The sequence below is a fragment of the Microbacterium sp. UBA1097 genome (genome assembly GCF_002313585.1).
Taxonomy (GTDB): Bacteria; Actinomycetota; Actinomycetes; order Actinomycetales; family Microbacteriaceae; genus Microbacterium.
Genome location: NZ_DCBW01000019.1, coordinates 121,282 through 141,587 on the forward strand (window position 1 = coordinate 121,282; position 20,306 = coordinate 141,587).

Consider the following 20,306-nt stretch of genomic DNA (forward strand, 5'->3'; position numbering starts at 1 on the left):
TCCATCTCCCGATCGCCGTGGGGGTGGACCTGCCGGAGGCTGTTGAACAGGCCCATGCCGCTGGCATCCGCGTGGTGGCCGCAGACGTGGACGGGACCGACTTCCTGGCGTCCCGGGACCTTCTCGCGGAGCCCACCGCGTGGCTGTTCGGCAACGAAGCGCGCGGGCTCGAAGAGGATGCCCTCTCGCACGCGGACCTCTCGTTGCGGCTTCCCATTTACGGCAAGGCTGAGTCCCTCAATCTTGCGACGGCGGCGAGTGTCTGTCTTTACGAGACCGCGTTCGCCCAGCGCAGCGCGCTCGCCTGAGCTGCGTTTCGACCAATACTCCCGAGAGTGTCAGGCGGGAGGCGGTGGTGAAAGAGACTCCCTGAGGTCTGAGGGTGCCGCGGCTCCTGGATGGGGAGACCGAGGCGCCGAGGCCATCCTGTTCGTCGCCCTGGCAGAAGAGGAGCGGCACTCTGTTGCCTCGGTAGACTCGACTCTCGTGTCCGACGCACTAGAGATCACTCCCGAGACCGTCGCTGCAGCGGCTGATGCCGCACGCGCCGCGATAGCCGCGGCTGCCGATTCGGCATCCCTCAAGCAGGCGCGAGCCGCGCACGTCGGGGAGGGGTCGCCGCTGGCGCGCTTGAACGCTTCGCTGCGTGATGTTGCTCCCGAGCGCAAGGCCGAGTTCGGCAAGCTCATCGGGCAAGCTCGCGGTCAGGTGACGCAGGCGCTCGCTGCCCGCGAGGCCGAGCTTGAGGCCGCCGAGCTGGCGGCACGTCTGGATGCCGAAGCGATCGACATCACGGCGTTGCCGACGCGCGCGCGGGTCGGTGCCCGGCATCCGCTCACTCTCTTGCAGGAGGAGATCTCGGACGTCTTCGTCGGCATGGGCTGGGAGGTCGCGGAAGGACCCGAGCTCGAACACGAGTGGTTCAACTTCGACGCCCTCAACTTCGACGTCGATCACCCCGCCCGGCAGATGCAGGACACGTTCTTCGTCGACCCGATCGATCGGCACCTCGTGATGCGCACGCACACGAGCCCCGTGCAGGTGCGTTCCATGCTCGATCGCGAGCTTCCGGTCTACGTCGTCTGTCCTGGACGGGTGTATCGCACCGACGAGTTCGACGCGACGCACCTCCCCGTCTTCTCGCAGGTCGAGGGCCTCGTCATCGACAAAGGCATCACGATGGCGCACCTGAAGGGCACGCTCGACCACTTTGCGCGCGTCCTTTTCGGCCCGGAGGCCAAGACGCGTCTGCGCACCAACTACTTCCCGTTCACGGAGCCGAGCGCGGAGCTCGACCTGTGGCACCCCACCTTCAAGGGCGGTGCGCGGTGGATCGAGTGGGGCGGATGCGGCATGGTCAACCCGAACGTGCTCCGAGCTGCCGGAATCGATCCCGAAGAGTACTCCGGGTTCGCGTTCGGGATGGGGATCGAGCGCACGCTGATGTTCCGCAGCGACGTGAAGGACATGCGCGACATGGCCGAGGGTGATGTGCGCTTCAGTGAGCAGTTCGGGATGGTGGTGTGATGCGCGTTCCGCTGTCGTGGCTGCGTGAGTTCGTCGAGGTGCCCGCCGAGGCAACTCCCGAGGATGTCCTCGCAGCACTGGTGTCGGTCGGCTTCGAAGAAGAGGACGTTCACCGCTTCGATCTGTCGGGTCCGATCGTGGTGGGCGAGGTTCTCGAGTTCGTCGAGGAGCCGCAGTCCAACGGCAAGACGATCCGGTGGTGCCAGGTGCGCGTTGCAGACGGAGAGGGCACGGATGACGCGCCCGCTGTCCGCGGGATCGTGTGCGGTGCGAACAACTTCTTCGCCGGCGACAAGGTGGTCGTGACCCTGCCCGGAGCGGTGCTGCCGGGGCCCTTCCCGATCGCCGCGCGAAAGACCTACGGACATGTCTCGGACGGCATGATCGCCTCGGCCAAGGAGCTGGGCCTCGGTCAGGACCACTCGGGGATCCTGCGTCTGGTCGAACTCGGCATCGACGCTCCCGTGGGCTCGGATGCCATCGCGCTGCTGGGGCTTGACGATGAGGCCGTCGAGATCAACGTGACCCCCGACCGCGGCTACGCGCTCTCGATCCGGGGTGTGGCGCGCGAATACTCGCACGCCACGGCGGCGGCGTTCCGCGACCCTGCGGACCGGCCCTGGGAGGACGTGGATCCCGGCGAGGGCTTCCCGATCACCGTCGATGACCCCAACCCCATTCGTGGTCAGGTCGGAGCCTCCGAATTCGTTGCGCGTCTCGTGCGTGATGTGGACGCTTCCAAGCCCACACCACCGTGGATGATCACGCGGCTGACCCTCGCCGGCGTGCGGCCCCTCGGCATCCTCATCGACATCACCAACTATGTGATGCTCGAGCTCGGGAACCCCATCCACGGGTACGACTACGACACCCTTCAGGGCGGGATCACCGTCCGACGCGCCCGCGCCGGTGAGAAGCTCGAGACCCTCGATGGGCAGGTGCGCACCCTCGATCCCGAGGACCTCCTGATCACCGATGAATCCGGTCCGATCGGTCTTGCCGGAGTGATGGGCGGGGCCACGACAGAGATGGGGCCCGCGACGCGCACCGTGCTCGTCGAGGCGGCTCGGTTCGACCCGGTGTCGATCGCGCGGACGGCGCGCCGACACAAGCTGTCGTCGGAGGCTTCGCGCCGCTTCGAACGCGGCGTGGACCCTGCCATCCCGTTCGTCGCCGCCCGTCGGGTTGCTGACCTCATGGTGGAACTGGCTGGCGGCACACTCGACGAGTCGTTCGGGGGTGCCCTGCGCTCGGGTCACGAACAGGCGGCGATCGAGCTGCCACGCGGCTTCGTCTCGGGGCTGATCGGCGTCGACTACACGGCCGACCAGGTCGTCGAGGCCCTCCGACTGATCGGTTGCGACATCCGGGATGCCGGCACCGACGCGGCCGCGCCCTGGCTGGTCTTCCCGCCGTCGTGGCGTCCCGACCTCACCGACCGGTGGACCCTTGCCGAAGAGGTGGCTCGCATCCATGGGCTCGATCAGGTGCCCTCCGTGCTGCCCACTCCGCCGTCGGGGCGCGGGCTCACCTCGGCCCAGCGCGCGCGCCGACGCGTCTCGAACGCGTTGGCAGCCGCCGGCTACGTCGAGACGCCGTCGTTCCCGTTCGCCACCGTCGAGAGCAATGACCTTCACGGCAGCGCCGACGGGGGCCATCTTCCGAGCATCAAGCTCGCGAACCCGCTGGACGGCCAGTTGCCCTTCCTGCGCCGTTCGCTCGTGCCGGGCCTGCTGCAGGTCGCGCACCGCAACGTGTCGCGCGGACTGGTCGATCTCGCCCTGTTCGAGACCGGTGTCGTGTTCCTCCCCGCTGCGGGCGTCGAGTACGGGACGCCGTTCGTGCCGCCGCTCGGCGTTCGCCCGGATGCCGCCACGCTCGCAGGACTTGACGCGTCGATTCCGTCGCAGCCGCGCCATGTCGCGGTGCTGCTGACCGGAGCGCGGGTGGCCAAGCAGCCCGGTCAGGGCGCCGAGGCTGCAGACCTCGCCGATGTCATCGACGCCGTTCGCACCGTCGCTTCGGCGGCGGGCGTCGACGTGACGATCGTCCAGACGCGGCGCGCTGCGCTGCATCCGGGGCGCGCGGGCGACGTTCGTGTCGGTGATGTCACCGTCGGCTATGTCGGCGAGCTCCTGCCCGCCGTGGCAGCAGACGCCGACCTGCCCGGCCGCGTCATCGTTGCCGAGCTGGACCTGGATCTCATGATCTCTCTCGCGGGGGAGCGGGTTGTCGCGGCGTCCCTGTCTGGGTTCCCGGCTGCGACGCAGGATGTCTCGCTCGTCGTGTCGGAGGCGGTTCCCGCGGCCGAGGTCGAGGCGGCGCTCGTCTCGGGCGCCGGTGACCTGCTCGAGGCAGTGCGTCTGGTTGACGACTACCGCGGGCCGGGTGTTGATCCGGGCACGAAGAGTCTGACCTACGCGCTGCGCTTCCGGGCCCCCGACCGTACTCTGACGGCGGCGGAGGCCACCGAGGCGAAACTGGCAGGTGTCGCTGCTGCTGCCGAGCGGTTCGGGGCGCGCATCCGGGAGTAAGACGCATCGGTCGTCGTGATCGCGGCGCCGGTTCCTGCACTAACGGGGACCGCCCGCTACGCTGGCGAAGGGTCCGGGCGCAGAGGCCGGCCCCTCGCCGCGACCACACGACCCGATAGGAGCCGCGCCGATGTCGTCGTTCCTCTACCGCGTGGGCCGATTCGCGGCCCGTCGTCGGTGGACGGTCATCGTCATCTGGATCGCCGTGGTCGTCGGTGCTTCGGCGCTGGCCGGTGTTCTCGGCAACCACCTGCAGTCGAGCTTCACCGTGCCGGGCACCCAGGCGCAGTCGGCGCTGGACGCCCTGGAGCAGCGCTTCCCGCAGATCAGTGGTGCCAGCGCCAAGGTCGTCGCCGCCGCGCCGTCGGGGGACCAGATCTCCACGAGCGAGGAGCTGATCTCCACCGCTTGCGAGAACATCGCCGCCCTCGCTGATGTCGTTGCTGTCACGTGCCCGTACCCGATGGCCGAGAGCGGCTCGACGGCGGCATCCGATGGGGCGTCCTCGCAGATCTCCGCGAACGGTGACATGGCCTTCATCGCCATTCAGCTCTCGGTGGCCGCCACCGACATTCCCGACTCGCTCGTGGCCTCAGTCGGGCAGGCCACCGCGCCGCTGTCGGATGCCGGACTGACCGTTGCCGTGTCGGGACTGGCCGCGAGTTCATCGTCGGGGGTCGACTGGACGGAGCTTGCCGGGATGGGCATCGCCTACATCGTGCTGGCGATCACCTTCGGGTCCCTCCTTGCCGCGGGCATTCCCCTCGTGACCGCGGCGCTCGGCGTCGGACTCGCAGCGAGCGCCATCACGATCGTCGGTGCCCTCGTGCCGGTCTCCTCGACGGCTCCGGTCCTCGCGACGATGCTGGGCCTTGCTGTCGGTATCGACTACGCCCTGCTGATCACATCCCGGCACCGCGACAACCTCCGGGAGGGGATGGATCCGGCCGAGTCGGTAGCGGTGGCCATAGCAACGGCGGGCACGGCTGTCGTCTTCGCGGGGATGACGGTCATGATCGCCCTGGTAGGCCTCGGGGTGGCCGGGATCCCGTTCCTCACCGTCATGGGGCTGGGAGCTGCTGGCGCGGTGCTCACGGCGCTGTTGGTGGCTGTCACTCTGCTTCCGGCGATCCTCTCGCTCCTCGGCCGCCGACTCATCCCACGGGGTCGGGCCGTTCGTCGGGCCGCTCGCCGCGGCGCGGAGCCGGGACACACAGCGCGCTGGGTGAAGATCGTCACTCGTCAGCCGCTGCTGACCGCGCTCGGTGTCACCGCGGTGCTCGCGGTGATCGCGATCCCGGCATCCGGACTTCGTCTGACGCTGCCCGATGCCGGATACGATCCGCCCGGATCCGAGGCGCGCGTCGCCTACGATCTGCTCGACGAGGGTTTCGGACCCGGCTTCAACGGCCCGCTGCTGGTCACCGCCGACATCTCTCGCACGCTCCAGATCGAGCAGGCTCTCACCGCGCTCCAGGATGCATTCCAGGGCGTGCCCCGGATCACCGCGGTCTCGCAGGCGTTCCCGAACGAAGCCCTCGACATGGCTGTCGTGACGATCACTCCCGACAGCTCCCCGTCATCCGATCAGACCGCTCAGCTCGTGCAGACCCTGCGCGATCGCGCCGCGGCGTTCGAGGAGGCGAACGGCTTCACCTACGAGATCACCGGACAGACTGCCCTCGCCATCGACATCTCCGATCGCCTGGGCGCGGCGATGCTGCCGTTCGCGATCGTGGTCGTGGGGCTGAGCCTGGTGCTGCTGACGATCATGTTCCGCTCCATCGCCGTGCCGATCACCGCGACCTTCGGCTACCTCCTGACAGTGGGGGCGGGGCTCGGGATCGCCACCGTGGTCTTCGAATGGGGCTGGGGTGCATCCCTTCTGGGGGTCGGCAAGGTCGGCCCGGTGATCAGCTTCATGCCGATCCTCGTCATGGCTGTGCTGTTCGGACTCGCGATGGACTATCACGTGTTCCTCGTCTCACGGATGCGCGAGCGGTTCGTCGACACCGGCGACGCGCACGCCGCGGTACTCCAGGGCTTCTCCGCCTCCGCGCGGGTCATCACTGCCGCCGCGCTCATCATGTTCTCCGTCTTCTTCTCGTTCGTCCCCGGGGGAAACGCGATCATCCAGCCGATCGCTCTCGCGCTCGCGGTGGGGGTGCTCATTGATGCTTTCGTGGTGCGGATGACCCTGATCCCCGCCCTCATGGCACTGCTCGGTGCGCGCGCGTGGTGGTTGCCGCGCTGGTTGGTACGGGCATTGCCGGATGCTGACATTGAGGGTGAGGCAGTGCGCCGCATGCTCGATCAGCGAACCTGGCGCGAGGCCGATCGGGAGACGCGAGGGCGCGGCATCCATGCGCACGAGGCGACGTTCGGTGACTCGGCGCCGCTCACCGTCGATCTGCCGGAGTCCGGCGTCCTTGTGGTCCACGGCCCCGAAGCCGCAGCCGTCTGCGCAGGTCTCTCGGGCCGGATTCCCGGCATCGGCGGCGACCTTGCCGTCGGCGGTCGGCTCATCCCGTTCGAGAGAGAGCCGCTCTCTCGGGTCTCGGTCCTGGTTCCGGCGCTTCCTACGCCCACTGACGCGAGCACTCTCGTCGAACATGTGCGGCGACAGGTACGCCTGAACGGCAGCGGTGGTGATCACCGTGATCGGGTGCGCCGCGCGATCGAGCTCTGGGGGGAACTGACGGGCGGGCCGAACGTTCTCGACGAGGTCGATGTGCCGATGTCGCGTCTTGACGAGCACCAGCGGTGGACCCTCGATGCCGCTGCCGCGCTCGCATCGACGCCCGAGGTGACGGTCCTCGATCTGCAGCGCAGGCGAGATCAATCGGCGCTGCTTGACCGCATCCTGCGCACCGCGTCGGCCTCGACGACGCTCGTTGTCGCTGTCAGTGATCCCGTGGCCGAAGATGCACTTGCCCTGACCCCTCACGGCCGCGTCGTGAGGGTCCTCCTTGCAGACCGGTCACCTGAAGGTCGCAGCCGGCAAGACGTAAGCGACGAGGTGGTCGTATGACCGGGCTGTCGGGGCTGTTGACCGGTGGCGGTCGGGGCAGGGCGATCGCGCTCGCGGTCTTCGCGATCCTGATACCGCTGCTGGTCATGCTGACGCTGCTGCCGCGTCAGACCCAGGAACAGGTTCCCGTGGCGATCGTGAATCTTGATGTTCCGATCGAGGACGGGGGCACGCCCGTCGCCGCGGGCAAGCTCGTCACCGAGAACCTTCTGACAGCCGACGACGCGATCGCGTGGACCCTGACGGACACCGCGACAGCCGACCAGGGGCTCGCGCAGGGCACCTATCTCGCGGTGGTGACGATCCCGGCCGACTTCTCCCAGGACGTCGCAACCCTCGGCACTGATGCGCCGACGCAGGCTTCGCTGACAGTGCAGACCAGCACTCGTCACGGGTATCTCTCGGGCGTGCTGGCCGAAGCTCTGGCAGCGGGCCTTCCGCGCGGAGTGGAAGCTCAGCTCACGTCGGGGTATGTGTCAGGCACGCTGGCGGCCTTCACTGAGTTGCACACCGGAATCGGGCAGGCAGCCGACGGCGCGAGCGAACTCGCGAGCGGCATCGGGGACGCCGCGGGGGGAGCGGCAGTGCTCGCAGAGGGGCAGCGGGAGCTGGTCGCGGGGCTCGAGGGGATTGGAACGGTGCTTCGCGCCCTCCCGACAGGGGTCCGCGACCTGGGTGCGCTGAGCGCCGCAGCCGGGTCGGATGCCGCGGCTCTCGCGGGGTCGCTGGCCGGCGCTGCGATCGACGCCGAGGCGCTCTCGCTCGCGCAGGATCTCGGCGTCGCCGATCTCGACGCCCTCGCTGCGGTGATCTCCGCGGACCCGACCGTGCCAGCCGGCGACCTGCTCGATGACATCCTGGCCCTCCGCAGTGGGGCCGCCGCGATTGCATCGGACCTTCAGAATCAGGCCGGCGCTCTTGCCGGCGACGCCGTGGATGCCGCCGAACTCGCCGTCGGCGCCGACGCCGTGGCCGACCTCGCGGGGCCGGCGGCGTCAGCGCTCACCCAACTCGCGGCGGCTCAGCAGGAGGCGGTGTCCGGTGCGTCTGATCTCGCGGCCGGCGCTGCAGACCTTGCCAGCGGGCTCGATACCGCGGCCGGCGCCGCTGGTGAACTCGCGAGCGGCCTGGGTGAGGCGGCATCCAGCATCCCGAGTTATTCGAGTGCCCAGCAGCAGAGCATCGCGGCAACCGTCGCCTCGCCGATCGGCGTCACCACCACCAGCATCGGTGGCCCGGATTCCGCTCTGGCCGCGGCGGTGGCAGCGCTGGCGCCGGTGTCGCTGTGGCTGGGGGCGCTCGCCACCTTCCTCGTCGTTTCTCCCTTTGCGCGGGCGTCGCTCGTGACCCCGGCAACGTCCGCGCACATCGCCGCTGACGCTGCGCTGGTTGCGATGGGAATCGCCGTTGTGCAGTCGGTGCTCGTGTGGCTGGGGGTTGCCGTCCTCGGTGTCGTCCCCGATCGGATCGCTGTCGCCTACGGGCTGACCCTTGCCGCCGCGGTGTCGTTCACGCTGTTCCACCAGGCACTCACCGCCCTGTTCGGTCGAGCAGGTCTCATCGTGTCGGTGCTCGCACTGGGTCTCCAGCTGGTGGCCGCAGGCACCCTTCAACCGGTTACCGAGGGTTCGCTGGCTGCCACGCCGTTCTCGATCCTGCCGTTGAGCGTTGCCCTGCAGGGCGCCGACGCTCTGGTGGGCGGGTCGCTACACGAAGTGCTCGGGGCTGCAGTCGGACTTCTGCTGTGGGCTGCGGTCGCCTTCGCTGGCACGGTCATCGGGGTGCGCCGCGCGCGCTCACGTGCCGTGAGCGCCCTGCTTCCGGCGTGAGCTCGCGCGTCGATTTGCGGCGTCGAGGCCTAGATCGGTACTCTCGCGACATGCTTCCGGCACCGCACGACCTCGTTGCTTTCGCGACGACGGTTCGCGTGCTGCGCCGACGTCTGGGCGGTCGCCGACTCTAGGCGACCCCGCTGCGCTGTCGCGCGCGGCGGTGTCGCCACCTCCGGCTCTGTGCTTTCGATGCACGACGAACCCAGACAATAAGGTGGAATCCATGACCTACTCGGTCGCCGTCTCTGGCGCCTCCGGATATGCCGGCGGCGAGATCCTGCGGCTCCTAGCCCAGCATCCTGATGTCGATATCCGCACCGTCACCGCCCACTCCAACGCCGGGCAGCCCCTCATCGAGCACCAGCCGCATCTGCGCTCGCTCTCGCATCTGACGTTGCAAGACACCACTCCCGAGACCCTTGCCGGCCACGACATCGTGGTTCTCGCATTGCCGCACGGACAGTCAGCGCAATACACGGATGCCCTCGGAGATGTGCCCCTCGTGATCGACGCCGGCGCCGATCACCGGTTGCGCGATGCGGCAGCGTGGGAGCAGTTCTACGGCGGGGCGCACCCCGAGCCCTGGGCCTACGGCGTTCCCGAGCTGCCCGTCACGAGCGGGAAGATCCGTGACACCCTCGCGGGCGCGACTCGCATCGCCGCACCCGGCTGCAACGCCTCGACGGTGAGTTTGTCGCTCGCGCCGGGGGTGGCTGCCGGCGTGATCGATCCGAGCGACATCGTCAGCGTGCTCGCCGTCGGCCCGTCGGGGGCAGGGAAGAGCCTCAAACCGCACCTGCTGGCAAGCGAAGTGCTCGGCAGCGCGAACCCGTATGCGGTCGGCGGCACACACCGGCACATCCCCGAGATCCGTCAGGCGCTGCAGGATGCCGGAGGGACCGACGTCCGGATCTCCTTCACGCCCGTCATCGTCCCGATGGCCCGCGGAATCCTTGCGACTTCCACCGCGCCGATTGCTCCGGGCGCCACGGATGCCGACATCCGCGCGGCCTGGGAGCTGGCGTACGCCGACGAGCCGTTCGTCCAGCTGCTGCCGGAGGGACAGGTCCCTCGCACGGCCGACGTGGTCGGGGCCAACACTGCGCTCCTCGGGCTCGCGATCGACCGGGCCGCAGGCCGGGTCGTCGTCGTCGCCGCTGTCGACAACCTCGTCAAGGGCACGGCCGGTGCCGCGGTCCAATCCATGAACATCGCGCTCGGCCTTCCCGAGGGCCGCGCCCTCACTACGAACGGAGTGGCACCGTGACCGTCACCGCGCCCGCAGGGTTCGAGGCGGCAGGAGTTGCCGCCGGACTCAAGTCGACCGGAAAGCCGGATGTCGCCGTGGTGGTCAACCGCGGGCCGCTCACCGTCGGCGCTGCCGTCTTCACGAGCAACCGCGCCAAGGCAAACCCGATTCTCTGGTCCGAACAGGCCATCCAGGACGGCGTCGTCGAAGCCATCGTGCTCAACTCCGGCGGCGCGAACTGTTTCACGGGTTCGTTCGGGTTTCTGACGACCCACCTGACCGCGGAGCGCGCCGCCGAGCTGCTCGGAGTGAGCGCCGGCGACATCCAGGTCTGTTCCACCGGCCTCATCGGAACCGGCGATCAGGTCTTCCGCGACAAGGTCCTCGTGGGAACCGAAGCCGCGATCGGTGCCCTGTCGCCGGATGGCGGCGAGGATGCTGCCCGAGCGATCATGACCACCGACTCCCGCCCGAAGACCACCACCATCACCGTTGACGGCTGGACGATCGGCGGAATGGCCAAGGGCGCCGGAATGCTCGCGCCCGGGCTCGCGACGATGCTCGTCGTTCTCACCACCGATGCCGTCCTGAGCGCGGCAGAAGCCGACGGCCACCTGCGTGCTGCGACGCGCGTGAGCTTTGACCGCCTCGACTCCGACGGGTGCATGTCCACGAACGACCAGGTGACCTTGATGGTCAGCGGTGCGAGCGGCGTCACGCCCGAGCCGGGTGCCTTCCGCACCGCGCTCATCGCGGTCTGCACCGACCTCGCGACCCAGCTGCAGTCAGACGCCGAGGGGGCCAGCCACGACATCACGATCGAGGTGATCCACGCGGCATCCGAAGACGACGCCGTCGAGGTGGGACGCTCGGTTGCGCGCAACAACCTCTTCAAGGCGGCGATCTTCGGCAACGACCCGAACTGGGGGCGCGTGCTCGCGGCGATCGGGACGACGGATGCCGCATTCGACCCCTATGCCGTGGATGTCACGATGAACGGTGTCCGCGTGTGCTCCGACGGCGGTCCCGACCAGCCCCGCGAACTCGTGGATCTCACCCCTCGGGCAACGAGCGTCGTCATCGACCTCAAGGGGGGCGATGCCTCGGCCACCATCTACACCAACGACCTCACCCACGACTACGTTCACGAGAACAGCGCCTACTCGTCATGACTGACCTGCAAGAGACCACGCCCGACGAGGCTGCCGAGAAGGCAGCCGTGCTGATCGAGTCGCTGCCGTGGCTCAAGCGCTTCCGCGACCAGATCGTGGTCGTCAAATACGGCGGCAATGCGATGGTGTCCGAAGAACTGCAGCGCACGGTCGCCGAAGACATCGCGTACCTGCGTTACGTCGGCGTCAAGCCCGTGGTGGTCCACGGGGGAGGCCCGCAGATCTCCCGCATGCTGGAGCGCCTCGACATCCCGAGCGAGTTCCAGGGCGGATACCGCGTCACGAACACCGAGGCGATCTCGGTCGTGCGCATGGTCCTCACCGGCCACATCAACCCGCAGCTCGTATCGAAGATCAATGCGCACGGCCCGTTCGCCGCCGGCCTCTCGGGTGAGGACGCCGGGCTGTTCGGCGGCCGCCGCCGCGGGGTTGTCGTCAACGGTGAAGAGGTCGACCTCGGGTCGGTCGGGGATGTCGTTCACGTGAACCCGACGGCGGTCCTCGACCACCTCGCGGCGGGCCGCATCCCCGTCGTGTCCTCGATCGCGCCCGACCTGGATCGTCCGGGACACACCTTGAATGTCAACGCCGACGCGGCGGCGGCGGCGCTCGCGGTGTCGCTGAATGCCGCCAAGCTCGTCATCCTCACCGACGTCCCCGGACTGTACGCGGACTGGCCGAATCGTGACTCGCTGGTCTCTCACCTGAGCTCGACGGAGCTGCGAACGATGCTGCCGACGCTGGAGTCGGGAATGGTCCCCAAGATGCAGGCGTGTCTGGACGCCGTCGACGGGGGAGTCGACACGGCGGCGATCATCGACGGGCGCGTGCCGCACTCGCTCCTGATCGAGGTCTTCACGAGTAAGGGCATCGGAACCGAAGTGGTGAGCGCATGAGTGCAGTACTCCCCGAGACGAAAAGAGGCGCAATGAACGACGAGGCACCGACCACGGCATCCTGGCAGCACGATGCCCGCCGCGACCTTCTTGCCAACGCCGGAGACCGCCTTGCGCTGTTCACCCGCGGTGAGGGCGCCTACCTGTGGGATGACGCGGGTAAGCGCTACCTGGACTTCCTTGCCGGTATCGCGGTGAACTCGCTCGGGCACGCACACCCCGCGTTCGTCGAGGCGGTTTCTGCTCAGGCCGCGACCCTCGCGCACGTGTCGAACTACTTCGCCACCCCGCCGCAGCTCGGCCTGGCCGCGAAGCTCAAGCGACTCGCGGGAACCGGTGATTCCGGCCGCGTGTATTTCTCGAACTCGGGTGCGGAGGCCAACGAAGCGGCGTTCAAGCTCGCCCGGCTGCACGGCGGAACTGACCGGCCCCGGATCCTCGCCCTCACCGATGCCTTCCACGGGCGGACGATGGGCACCCTCGCCCTCACGGGAAAGCCGGCCATGCAGGAACCGTTCCTTCCGATGGTTCCTGGTGTGGAGTTCCTGGACTCGACGATCGAGGCTCTCGAAGCCGCGATGGATGACTCGGTCGCAGCCCTCATCCTCGAACCGATCAAGGGTGAGGCTGGCGTCCTCCCGCTCCCGGACGGCTATCTCGAAGCCGCGCGCGAGCTGACCCGCCGCCACGGTGCGCTCCTCATCCTTGATGAGATCCAGACCGGGGCCGGTCGCACCGGCGAATGGTTCGCCTTTCAGCACACGGGTATCACCCCGGATGCCATCACCGTGGCAAAGGGTATTGGCGGCGGATTCCCGATCGGGGCGCTCATCACCTACGGCGAGGCGAGCGAGCTGTTCTACCCCGGCACCCACGGGTCGACGTTCGGGGGGAACGCGCTGGCTACCGCGGTCGCGGGGGCGGTGCTCGACGAGATCGAGCGCGCCGATCTGGTGACCAACGCCCGCATCCGTGGCGGGCAGGTGCGTGAGGGCATCCTCGCGATCGACTCCCCGCTGATCGCCGGATGCCGCGGGCAGGGACTGCTCCTGGGCGTGGCGCTGACCCGCCCCGTCGCGAAGGCCGTCGTCGCCGCGGCGCAGGAACACGGACTCATCGTCAACGCCGCCAACGACGACACGATCCGGATCGCGCCGGCCCTGACGATCGGCGACGTCGAGATCGACGAGTTCCTGACCCTCTTCACCGCGGCTCTGTCCACCGTGACCGACGCCCTCATGCTCGACGAGACCTCGCAGCCCGACGAGACCTCGCAGCCCGACCACAAGGAAGCCGCGCAATGACCCGTCACCTGCTTCGCGACGATGACCTGACCCCGAAGGAGCAGGCAGAGATCCTTGCCCTTGCGGCAGACCTGAAGAAGGACCGCTGGAAGGTTCAGCCGCTGGCTGGCCCGCAGACCGTCGCGGTGATCTTCGACAAGTCATCCACGCGTACGCGCGTGTCGTTTGCTGTCGGAATCGCCGATCTCGGCGGGTCGCCGCTGATCATCTCGACCGCCAACAGTCAGCTGGGCGGCAAGGAGACCCCCGCCGACACCGCCCGCGTGCTCGAGCGGCAGGTGGCCGCGATCGTCTGGCGCACCTATGCGCAGGCAGGCCTCGAAGAGATGGCTGCCGGCACGCGGGTGCCCGTCGTCAATGCGCTCAGCGACGACTTCCATCCGTGTCAGATCCTCGCCGATCTGCTCACAATCCAGGAGCACAAGGGCGAGCTGAAGGGCCTCACGCTCGCCTTCTTCGGGGACGGGCGCACCAACATGGGGCAGTCCTATGTGCTCGGCGGGGTCACGGCCGGCATGCATGTGCGCGTCGCCTCCCCGGTGGAGTACGCACCGCGTGAGGATGTCGTGGCCGACGCCGACCGCCGCGCCGAGCAGACCGGCGGTTCGGTCGCGCTCTACACCGACCCCAACGAGGCTGCCGCCGGCGCAGACATCATCGTCACCGACACCTGGGTCTCGATGGGCAAGGAGGACGAAAAGCTCCAACGGCTTCGCGACCTCACGCCCTACAAGGTGTCGCAGGAACTCATGAGCCTCGCCAAGGACGACGCGATCTTCATCCACTGCCTCCCCGCCGACCGCGGGTACGAAGTGGATGCCGAGGTGATCGACGGCCCGCAGAGCGTCGTGTGGGACGAAGCCGAAAACCGACTCCACGCGCAGAAGGCGCTGCTGGTGTGGCTGCTGCAGCAGCAGTAGCCGACCGGGTCGTCGGGAATCTGCGCCGCCTGGACGGGCCGCCGCGGATTCCGGGGCTGGACCTTGCCCGCGGGCTCGCCGTGATCGGGATGCTCGCGGCTCACCTGTTCACGCTGCCCGAGATCGACTGGACCGATCCGGTGACCTGGGGTGGGATCGTCGGCGGTCGCTCGTCGATTCTGTTCGCGACTCTCGCCGGCGTCTCGATCTCGATCGTCACCGCCGGCCCACGCGCCCCCCGCGCCCCGGGCAGGTGGCTGGCCTGGCGAGCTCTCGTGCTCTGGGTCATCGGAATCGCACTGATCCTCACGGGTGTGCCGGTGTACGTCATCCTGCCGGCGTACGCGATCCTGTTCGCCGCGGCGATTCCTTTCGTGCGCGTGCGCACAGCGACGCTGTGGGTCTGGGCTGTCGCGGTGGCGCTTATCGTGCCGTGGCTGCTTCCGCCGATCGAGGCTGCGCCGTTCTGGGACACGGCGCCGGGCGAAGCGGTGTTCCTCCTGACCGGATGGGCCTACCCAGCTCCGCTCTGGCTTGCGTTCCTGCTGGCCGGAATGGCGGTCGGCCGCCTCGACCTCGCGCGGGCAGGAGTGCTGTGGGTCACGGCGGGCGCGGGTCTTGTGACTGCCGCGGTAGCAGAGACCCTCGCGGTCGTTGTTCCAGCCCCCGACGGGTACCTCGGCCAGGTGTGGCGGGCCAGCGAGCACAGTGGTGGCATCCTCGAGGTGTGGGGCTCGGGTGGGTTCGCCATCGCGATCATCGCCCTGTGCGTGCTGCTGTGCCGTACTATCCTGCGCGCCGTCGTGCTTCCGATCCGGACCCTGGGCGCGATGCCGCTGACGGCATACTCTGCGCAGATCGTCGTGTGGGCGGTGTGGGCGCTCATCGCACTGGGGACGACATCCGACCTGTTCGGGTTCCGGGCCCTGAACCTGTTCTGGCCGATGACGCTCGGGATCATCGCAGCCTGCTTCGCGTGGGCACTGCTGCTCGGGCGCGGTCCTCTCGAGCGGCTGGTCGATACGGTGTCGCGGCCGCGCGCGGATAGGCTGGCACGATGACTGCGACGGGTGATGCAACGCACGATGGCGCCCTCTGGGGTGCGCGATTCGCTTCGGGTCCATCGCCCGAACTTGCGGCCCTGAGCGTGTCCACCCACTTCGACTGGGCACTCGCCCCTTACGACATCCGGGGATCGCGTGCCCACGCGTCAGCCCTCGAGGCTGCTGGCTATCTCAGCGCCGACGAAGCTGCCAGCATGCGCGCGGGGCTCGATGAGCTCGCTGCTGCAGTCACCCGCGGCGAGGTCGTTGCCCGGCCTCAGGATGAAGACGTCCACGGTGCGCTCGAGCAGGCGCTCATCGAGATCGTCGGTCCCGAGCTCGGCGGAAAGCTCCGAGCCGGGCGCAGCCGAAACGACCAGATCGCGACGCTGGTGCGGATGTACCTCCTCGACCACACGCGGACGCTGGTACGTGAGATCGTCCGTCTCATCGATGCCATCGTCGCCCAGGCTGAGGCCCACCCGGCTGCGATCATGCCGGGGCGAACTCACCTGCAGCACGCCCAACCCATCCTGCTGGCGCACCACCTGCTCGCTCACGCGTGGCCGCTCGTGCGCGACCTCGAACGGCTCCGCGATTGGTCGGCGCGGGCGTCGGTGTCGCCCTACGGCGGGGGAGCGCTCGCCGGATCCACTCTGGGACTTGATCCCGCGCTTGTCGCTGCAGAACTGGGGCTCTCTCGGCCCGCAGAGAACTCGCTGGATGGAACCGCGGCGCGCGACGTCGTCGCCGAGTTCGCGTTCATCGCCGCGCAGATCGGGGTCGATCTGTCGCGCTTTGCCGAAGACATCATCGTGTGGAACACGCGGGAGTTCGGCTTCGTCACGCTCGACGATGGCTACTCGACCGGCTCGAGCATCATGCCGCAGAAGAAGAACCCTGATATCGCGGAACTGGCGCGGGGCAAGGCGGGGCGCCTGATCGGAAACCTCACCGGGCTGCTGGCCACGCTCAAGGGCCTGCCCCTGGCGTACAACCGTGATCTGCAGGAAGACAAGGAACCCGTCTTCGATTCGGTGCGGACGCTCGAGACGGTGTTGCCCGCCTTCGCCGGGATGGTGGCGACCCTGCGTTTTGACACCGACCGGATGGCGGAGCTTGCACCGCAGGGCTTCTCTCTTGCCACGGATGTCGCGGAGTGGCTCGTTCGGGAGGGCGTTCCCTTCCGTGATGCGCATGAGATCTCCGGGAAGCTCGTGCAGGCGTGTGAAGTTCGGGGGATCGGACTCGAGGACGCCGACGACGACCTGCTTGCGCGGGTCTCGCCGCGGCTCACGCCGGGAGTCCGCGAGGTCCTGACGATCGAGGGGTCGGTTTCCAGTCGCACCGGCGTGGGCGGAACCGCTCCGGAGCGGGTTGCCGAGCAGCGCGCGGAACTGATTTCGCGTGTGCAGGACGCTGCGCACGCGCTGGGGCTGTGACGGGACTGATAGATCCAAAAAATCAGCCCGGGGCTTATTATCTCGCTTCATAAGCGATAGACTGCTTGTGTGACCGTCGCGGTGATCGCAGATATCGTCGGATCCCGGCGCCTCGCCGACCGGGATGCCGCGCAGCGCGAGCTCGAGGCGACTATCGCGCGCGTCAACGCTGACCGGCCGACAGCGATCGTCCCGCTGACGGCGACGTTCGCCGATGAATTCCAGGCGGTCTTCGCGGAACTCGATCACGCGCTTGCGTGGCTCCTGTTGCTCCAGCTTGCTCTTCCCGAAGAGATCGAGCTGCGCTTCGGGATCGGCATCGGCACCGTGGGGGCCGTTTCGTCAGCAACCGACCGCATCTCCGACGGGCCCGGTTGGTGGTCAGCCCGGGATGCCGTCGAGGCCGTGCACCGCCTCCAGGATCGCGCCGTGCCGCGCGCGCGGACGCGCGTTGTCGCAGCTTCGGGGGAGGATGCCGCCATGGCCGAGCGTGTCCGATCCGTCAACGCATACCTGCTCGTCCGCGATGAGATCGTCGGCGCGATGACGTCACGCACGCGCCGCCTCGCTTATGGTCGCTGCCTCGGTCGAACGCAGCACGACCTCGCCGCAGAGGAGGGGATCACGCAGTCCGCGGTCTCCCAAGCGCTCGCCGCCGGCGGAGCCGCGGGGCTTGTGGCCGGATTCCAGATCCTGGACGAAGCGTCCGGATGATCGCCGCCGGCATCGTGCTCCTGACAGTCGGTGGCGTCGACCTCACGCGGCGTTCGCTGACCGGGATGCGTCGCGCGATCGTTCTGGCCGTGCTCGGACTCGTGGTGCTGATCGCCTCGGCCGGCGCGGATGCCGCGGTCTGGAGCTTCGTCGCCGTCGGCGTGGCCGCGGCCTGGGCTCTGGCCACCCCGGATCGCCGGGGCGGGCGAGCCGGGTTCTGGCCGGTCGCGCTCGTGGTAACTGTCGCTGCTCTCGCCGTCGCGCTTCTCGGCGTCCGACAAGACCAGGGGCCGCTCGGCGAGGTGTGGCCCTCCCACTCGCCGCTGGGCGCGGTGAGCCTGGACGTCGCAGTGCTCGTCGCCGGAGCGCTGGTCTTCCTTCTCGAATCCGGGAACGTGATCGTGCGAATCGCGCTCCGAGACGGCGACGTGCCCGTTGAGGAGCGTGCGGCGACGCTGAAGGGCGGACGACTCATCGGTCCGATCGAGCGGGTGCTCGTCTTCGCCCTTACCCTCACCGGCGCGTTCACGCTCCTGGCCGCGGTGCTTGCAGCGAAGGGCATCGTCCGCTTTCCCGAGATCTCCCGGGACGGAGAGGGCGGCATCCGCGCGGAGTACTTCCTCATCGGGAGCCTCGTGAGTTGGACGACTGCCCTCGCTGTAGCTTTCCTCGTATGGTGGGGGACCTCGATCTGACGCCGCGGTCAGCGGTGGGCGCGCTGCTAGCCTGAGATTCGTGGCAGAACTCACGACCGATTCCCCCGTCCGCGCGTTGGAGCCCGCGAACGACCCTTCGTTCGAATCGGTCTGGGACGAGATCGTTTGGCGTGGTTTGGTGCACGTTTCCACCGATCAGGAGGCGCTGCGCGCGCTGCTGGGGGGCGGCCCGATCACGTATTACTGCGGCTTTGACCCGACGGCGCCGAGCCTGCACCTGGGTAACCTCGTGCAGCTGCTCCTGCTGCGTCGGCTGCAGCTCGCGGGGCACCGACCGCTCGGCCTGGTCGGGGGATCGACCGGCCTGGTGGGCGATCCGCGACCGACAGCCGAGCGGACCCTGAACACGCGCGAGACCGTTGCCGAGTGGGTGTCGCGACTGCGCAGCCAGGTGGAGCGCTTCCTCAGCTTCGAGGGGGAGAACGCCGCACGCATCGTCAACAACCTGGACTGGACGGCGCCGCTGTCGGCTATCGACTTCCTTCGCGAGATCGGCAAGCACTACCGCGTTGGCACCATGCTGAAGAAAGACGCGGTCAGCGCTCGTCTGAACTCGGAGGCGGGGATCAGCTACACGGAGTTCAGCTACCAGATCCTTCAGGGGCTCGACTATCTCGAGCTGTACCGGACCTACGGCTGTGTTCTGCAGACCGGCGGCAGCGATCAGTGGGGGAACCTCACCAGCGGCGTGGATCTGATTCACCACGCCGAACATGCGTCGGTTCACGCCATCGGCACGCCGCTGATCACCAACAGCGACGGTACGAAGTTCGGCAAGAGCGAGGGCAACGCCATCTGGCTGGATGCCTCCATGTGCTCTCCGTACCGGATGTACCAGTTCTGGCTCAACACTGACGACGCCGACGTCATCACGCGGATGAAGATCTTCACGTTCCTCACTCGCGAGGAGATCGACGAGTATGAACGACTCGTCGAGGTGGAGCCCTACCGCAGGGCCGCGCAGAAGCGGCTCGCCCTGGAGGTCACGACGACGGTGCATGGCCCGGAGGCGACGGCAGCAGTGATCGCCGCATCCGACGCGCTGTTCGGGCAGGGCGATCTCACCTCGCTGGATGCAGAGGTCCTTCGCACCGCGTTGGAGGAGTTGCCACATGTGGAGGGGGCGCGGGAGATGACCGTCGTTGAAGCTCTTGTCGCAACCGGACTGGTGGCCAGTCTCTCCGAGGCTCGGCGGGCCATCGCGCAGGGCGGGGTCTCGCTCGACGGCATCCGCGTCGACGACGACGGCGCGCGGGTGACCGGTGGGCTCCCCGGGGGAGTGTCGGTGCTGCGTCGCGGCAAGAAGACGCTTGCTGGAGTCTTCCTCGGACCGCGTGAATCCGCGTGATGCGGCGCGACACGCCCGGGATGCGGGCAGGATTTGTCACGTTGTTCATATCCGCGTAATGTCTTTCTTGTTCGCCCCAAAGGAGCGCGGTGAGGCTGAGAGCCTCCCCTCCTCAAGCAGTGAACCACCCCCCAACACACAGACTCCTTGAGAGTCACAGACCTCCGGGTCTACGATGGGGGATCCGCTCTTCGCGGTGGTCTTGTCGACCGCTCGAGCGAGTCTGAGACTCGCCGGACGCCGATTTGACAGCGACGAGGAAGCGGATAAGATAGAGAAGTTGCCCTGCAGGGAGGCCGAGAGGCCGAAAGCAGGAGCATCCGATCCTTGAGAACTCAACAGCGTGCACTTGTCAAATGCCAAAAAACCTCGATTCAGCTTCGGCTGAATGAGATTCCTTTGGATCAAAGTCCGGCACTTCGGTGCCGGCAACGGATAGTCAGCAATGACATCCCTTTGGTCAGATCAAACTCGCTGCTTCAGTCAATTTCCGGCTGATCGCAGCAACATTTCTTCACGGAGAGTTTGATCCTGGCTCAGGATGAACGCTGGCGGCGTGCTTAACACATGCAAGTCGA

General features: G+C 68.0%; 15 protein-coding genes and 1 rRNA gene. All 16 read left to right on the forward strand.

Annotated features, from left to right (window positions below; translation table 11 throughout):
• Positions 1–308 (forward strand): TrmH family RNA methyltransferase (locus tag B4F19_RS06030; RefSeq protein WP_292733370.1); only part of this gene is annotated, 308 nt, incomplete at its 5' end.
• A 178-nt stretch (positions 309–486) separates the two neighbouring features.
• Positions 487–1,527 carry a phenylalanine--tRNA ligase subunit alpha gene (gene pheS, locus B4F19_RS06035; RefSeq protein WP_228177770.1) on the forward strand — a complete coding sequence of 347 codons (1,041 nt, stop codon included), beginning with the start codon at positions 487–489 and terminating at the stop codon, positions 1,525–1,527.
• Positions 1,527–4,061 (forward strand): phenylalanine--tRNA ligase subunit beta, encoded by a 2,535-nt coding sequence (pheT, locus tag B4F19_RS06040; RefSeq protein ID WP_292733373.1) that lies wholly within the window; start codon positions 1,527–1,529, stop codon positions 4,059–4,061. The genes pheS and pheT overlap by 1 nt, the downstream gene beginning before the upstream one ends.
• A 130-nt stretch (positions 4,062–4,191) precedes the next feature.
• The gene (locus B4F19_RS06045) at positions 4,192–7,092 is read left to right on the forward strand and encodes an MMPL family transporter (protein WP_292733376.1); all 2,901 of its coding nucleotides are present in this window, start codon (positions 4,192–4,194) and stop codon (positions 7,090–7,092) included.
• Entirely contained in the window at positions 7,089–8,921 is a 1,833-nt protein-coding gene (locus B4F19_RS06050; RefSeq protein ID WP_292727014.1) for a YhgE/Pip family protein, read from the forward strand. The genes B4F19_RS06045 and B4F19_RS06050 overlap by 4 nt, the downstream gene beginning before the upstream one ends.
• Positions 8,922–9,147: 226 nt before the next feature.
• Entirely contained in the window at positions 9,148–10,191 is a 1,044-nt protein-coding gene (gene argC, locus B4F19_RS06055) for an N-acetyl-gamma-glutamyl-phosphate reductase (protein ID WP_292733379.1), read from the forward strand.
• Complete coding sequence (gene argJ, locus B4F19_RS06060; RefSeq protein WP_292733382.1) at positions 10,188–11,345, forward strand: bifunctional glutamate N-acetyltransferase/amino-acid acetyltransferase ArgJ; 1,158 nt, start codon at positions 10,188–10,190, stop codon at positions 11,343–11,345. Before argC ends, argJ begins: the two co-directional genes overlap by 4 nt.
• Complete coding sequence (argB, locus tag B4F19_RS06065; protein WP_292727010.1) at positions 11,342–12,241, forward strand: acetylglutamate kinase; 900 nt, start codon at positions 11,342–11,344, stop codon at positions 12,239–12,241. The genes argJ and argB overlap by 4 nt, the downstream gene beginning before the upstream one ends.
• A gap of 32 nt (positions 12,242–12,273) precedes the next feature.
• Positions 12,274–13,545 carry an acetylornithine transaminase gene (locus B4F19_RS06070; protein WP_228177777.1) on the forward strand — a complete coding sequence of 424 codons (1,272 nt, stop codon included), beginning with the start codon at positions 12,274–12,276 and terminating at the stop codon, positions 13,543–13,545.
• Positions 13,542–14,465 carry an ornithine carbamoyltransferase gene (argF, locus tag B4F19_RS06075; protein ID WP_292727007.1) on the forward strand — a complete coding sequence of 308 codons (924 nt, stop codon included), beginning with the start codon at positions 13,542–13,544 and terminating at the stop codon, positions 14,463–14,465. Before B4F19_RS06070 ends, argF begins: the two co-directional genes overlap by 4 nt.
• Positions 14,444–15,526, forward strand: coding sequence for a heparan-alpha-glucosaminide N-acetyltransferase domain-containing protein (locus B4F19_RS06080; RefSeq protein ID WP_292727006.1), 1,083 nt, complete (start codon positions 14,444–14,446; stop codon positions 15,524–15,526). Before argF ends, B4F19_RS06080 begins: the two co-directional genes overlap by 22 nt.
• A complete protein-coding gene (argH, locus tag B4F19_RS06085) occupies positions 15,523–16,950 on the forward strand; it encodes an argininosuccinate lyase (protein ID WP_292733385.1) in 1,428 nt (475 codons plus the stop codon). Before B4F19_RS06080 ends, argH begins: the two co-directional genes overlap by 4 nt.
• A 69-nt stretch (positions 16,951–17,019) precedes the next feature.
• Positions 17,020–17,664 carry a SatD family protein gene (locus tag B4F19_RS06090; protein WP_228177781.1) on the forward strand — a complete coding sequence of 215 codons (645 nt, stop codon included), beginning with the start codon at positions 17,020–17,022 and terminating at the stop codon, positions 17,662–17,664.
• Positions 17,661–18,359, forward strand: a complete 699-nt coding sequence (locus B4F19_RS06095; protein WP_292733388.1) for a hypothetical protein — start codon at positions 17,661–17,663, stop codon at positions 18,357–18,359. Before B4F19_RS06090 ends, B4F19_RS06095 begins: the two co-directional genes overlap by 4 nt.
• A gap of 40 nt (positions 18,360–18,399) precedes the next feature.
• On the forward strand, positions 18,400–19,728 hold the full coding sequence (gene tyrS, locus B4F19_RS06100) for a tyrosine--tRNA ligase (protein WP_292733391.1): 1,329 nt from the start codon (positions 18,400–18,402) through the stop codon (positions 19,726–19,728).
• A gap of 513 nt (positions 19,729–20,241) precedes the next feature.
• Positions 20,242–20,306 (forward strand): 16S ribosomal RNA (locus B4F19_RS06105); the annotation flags it as partial.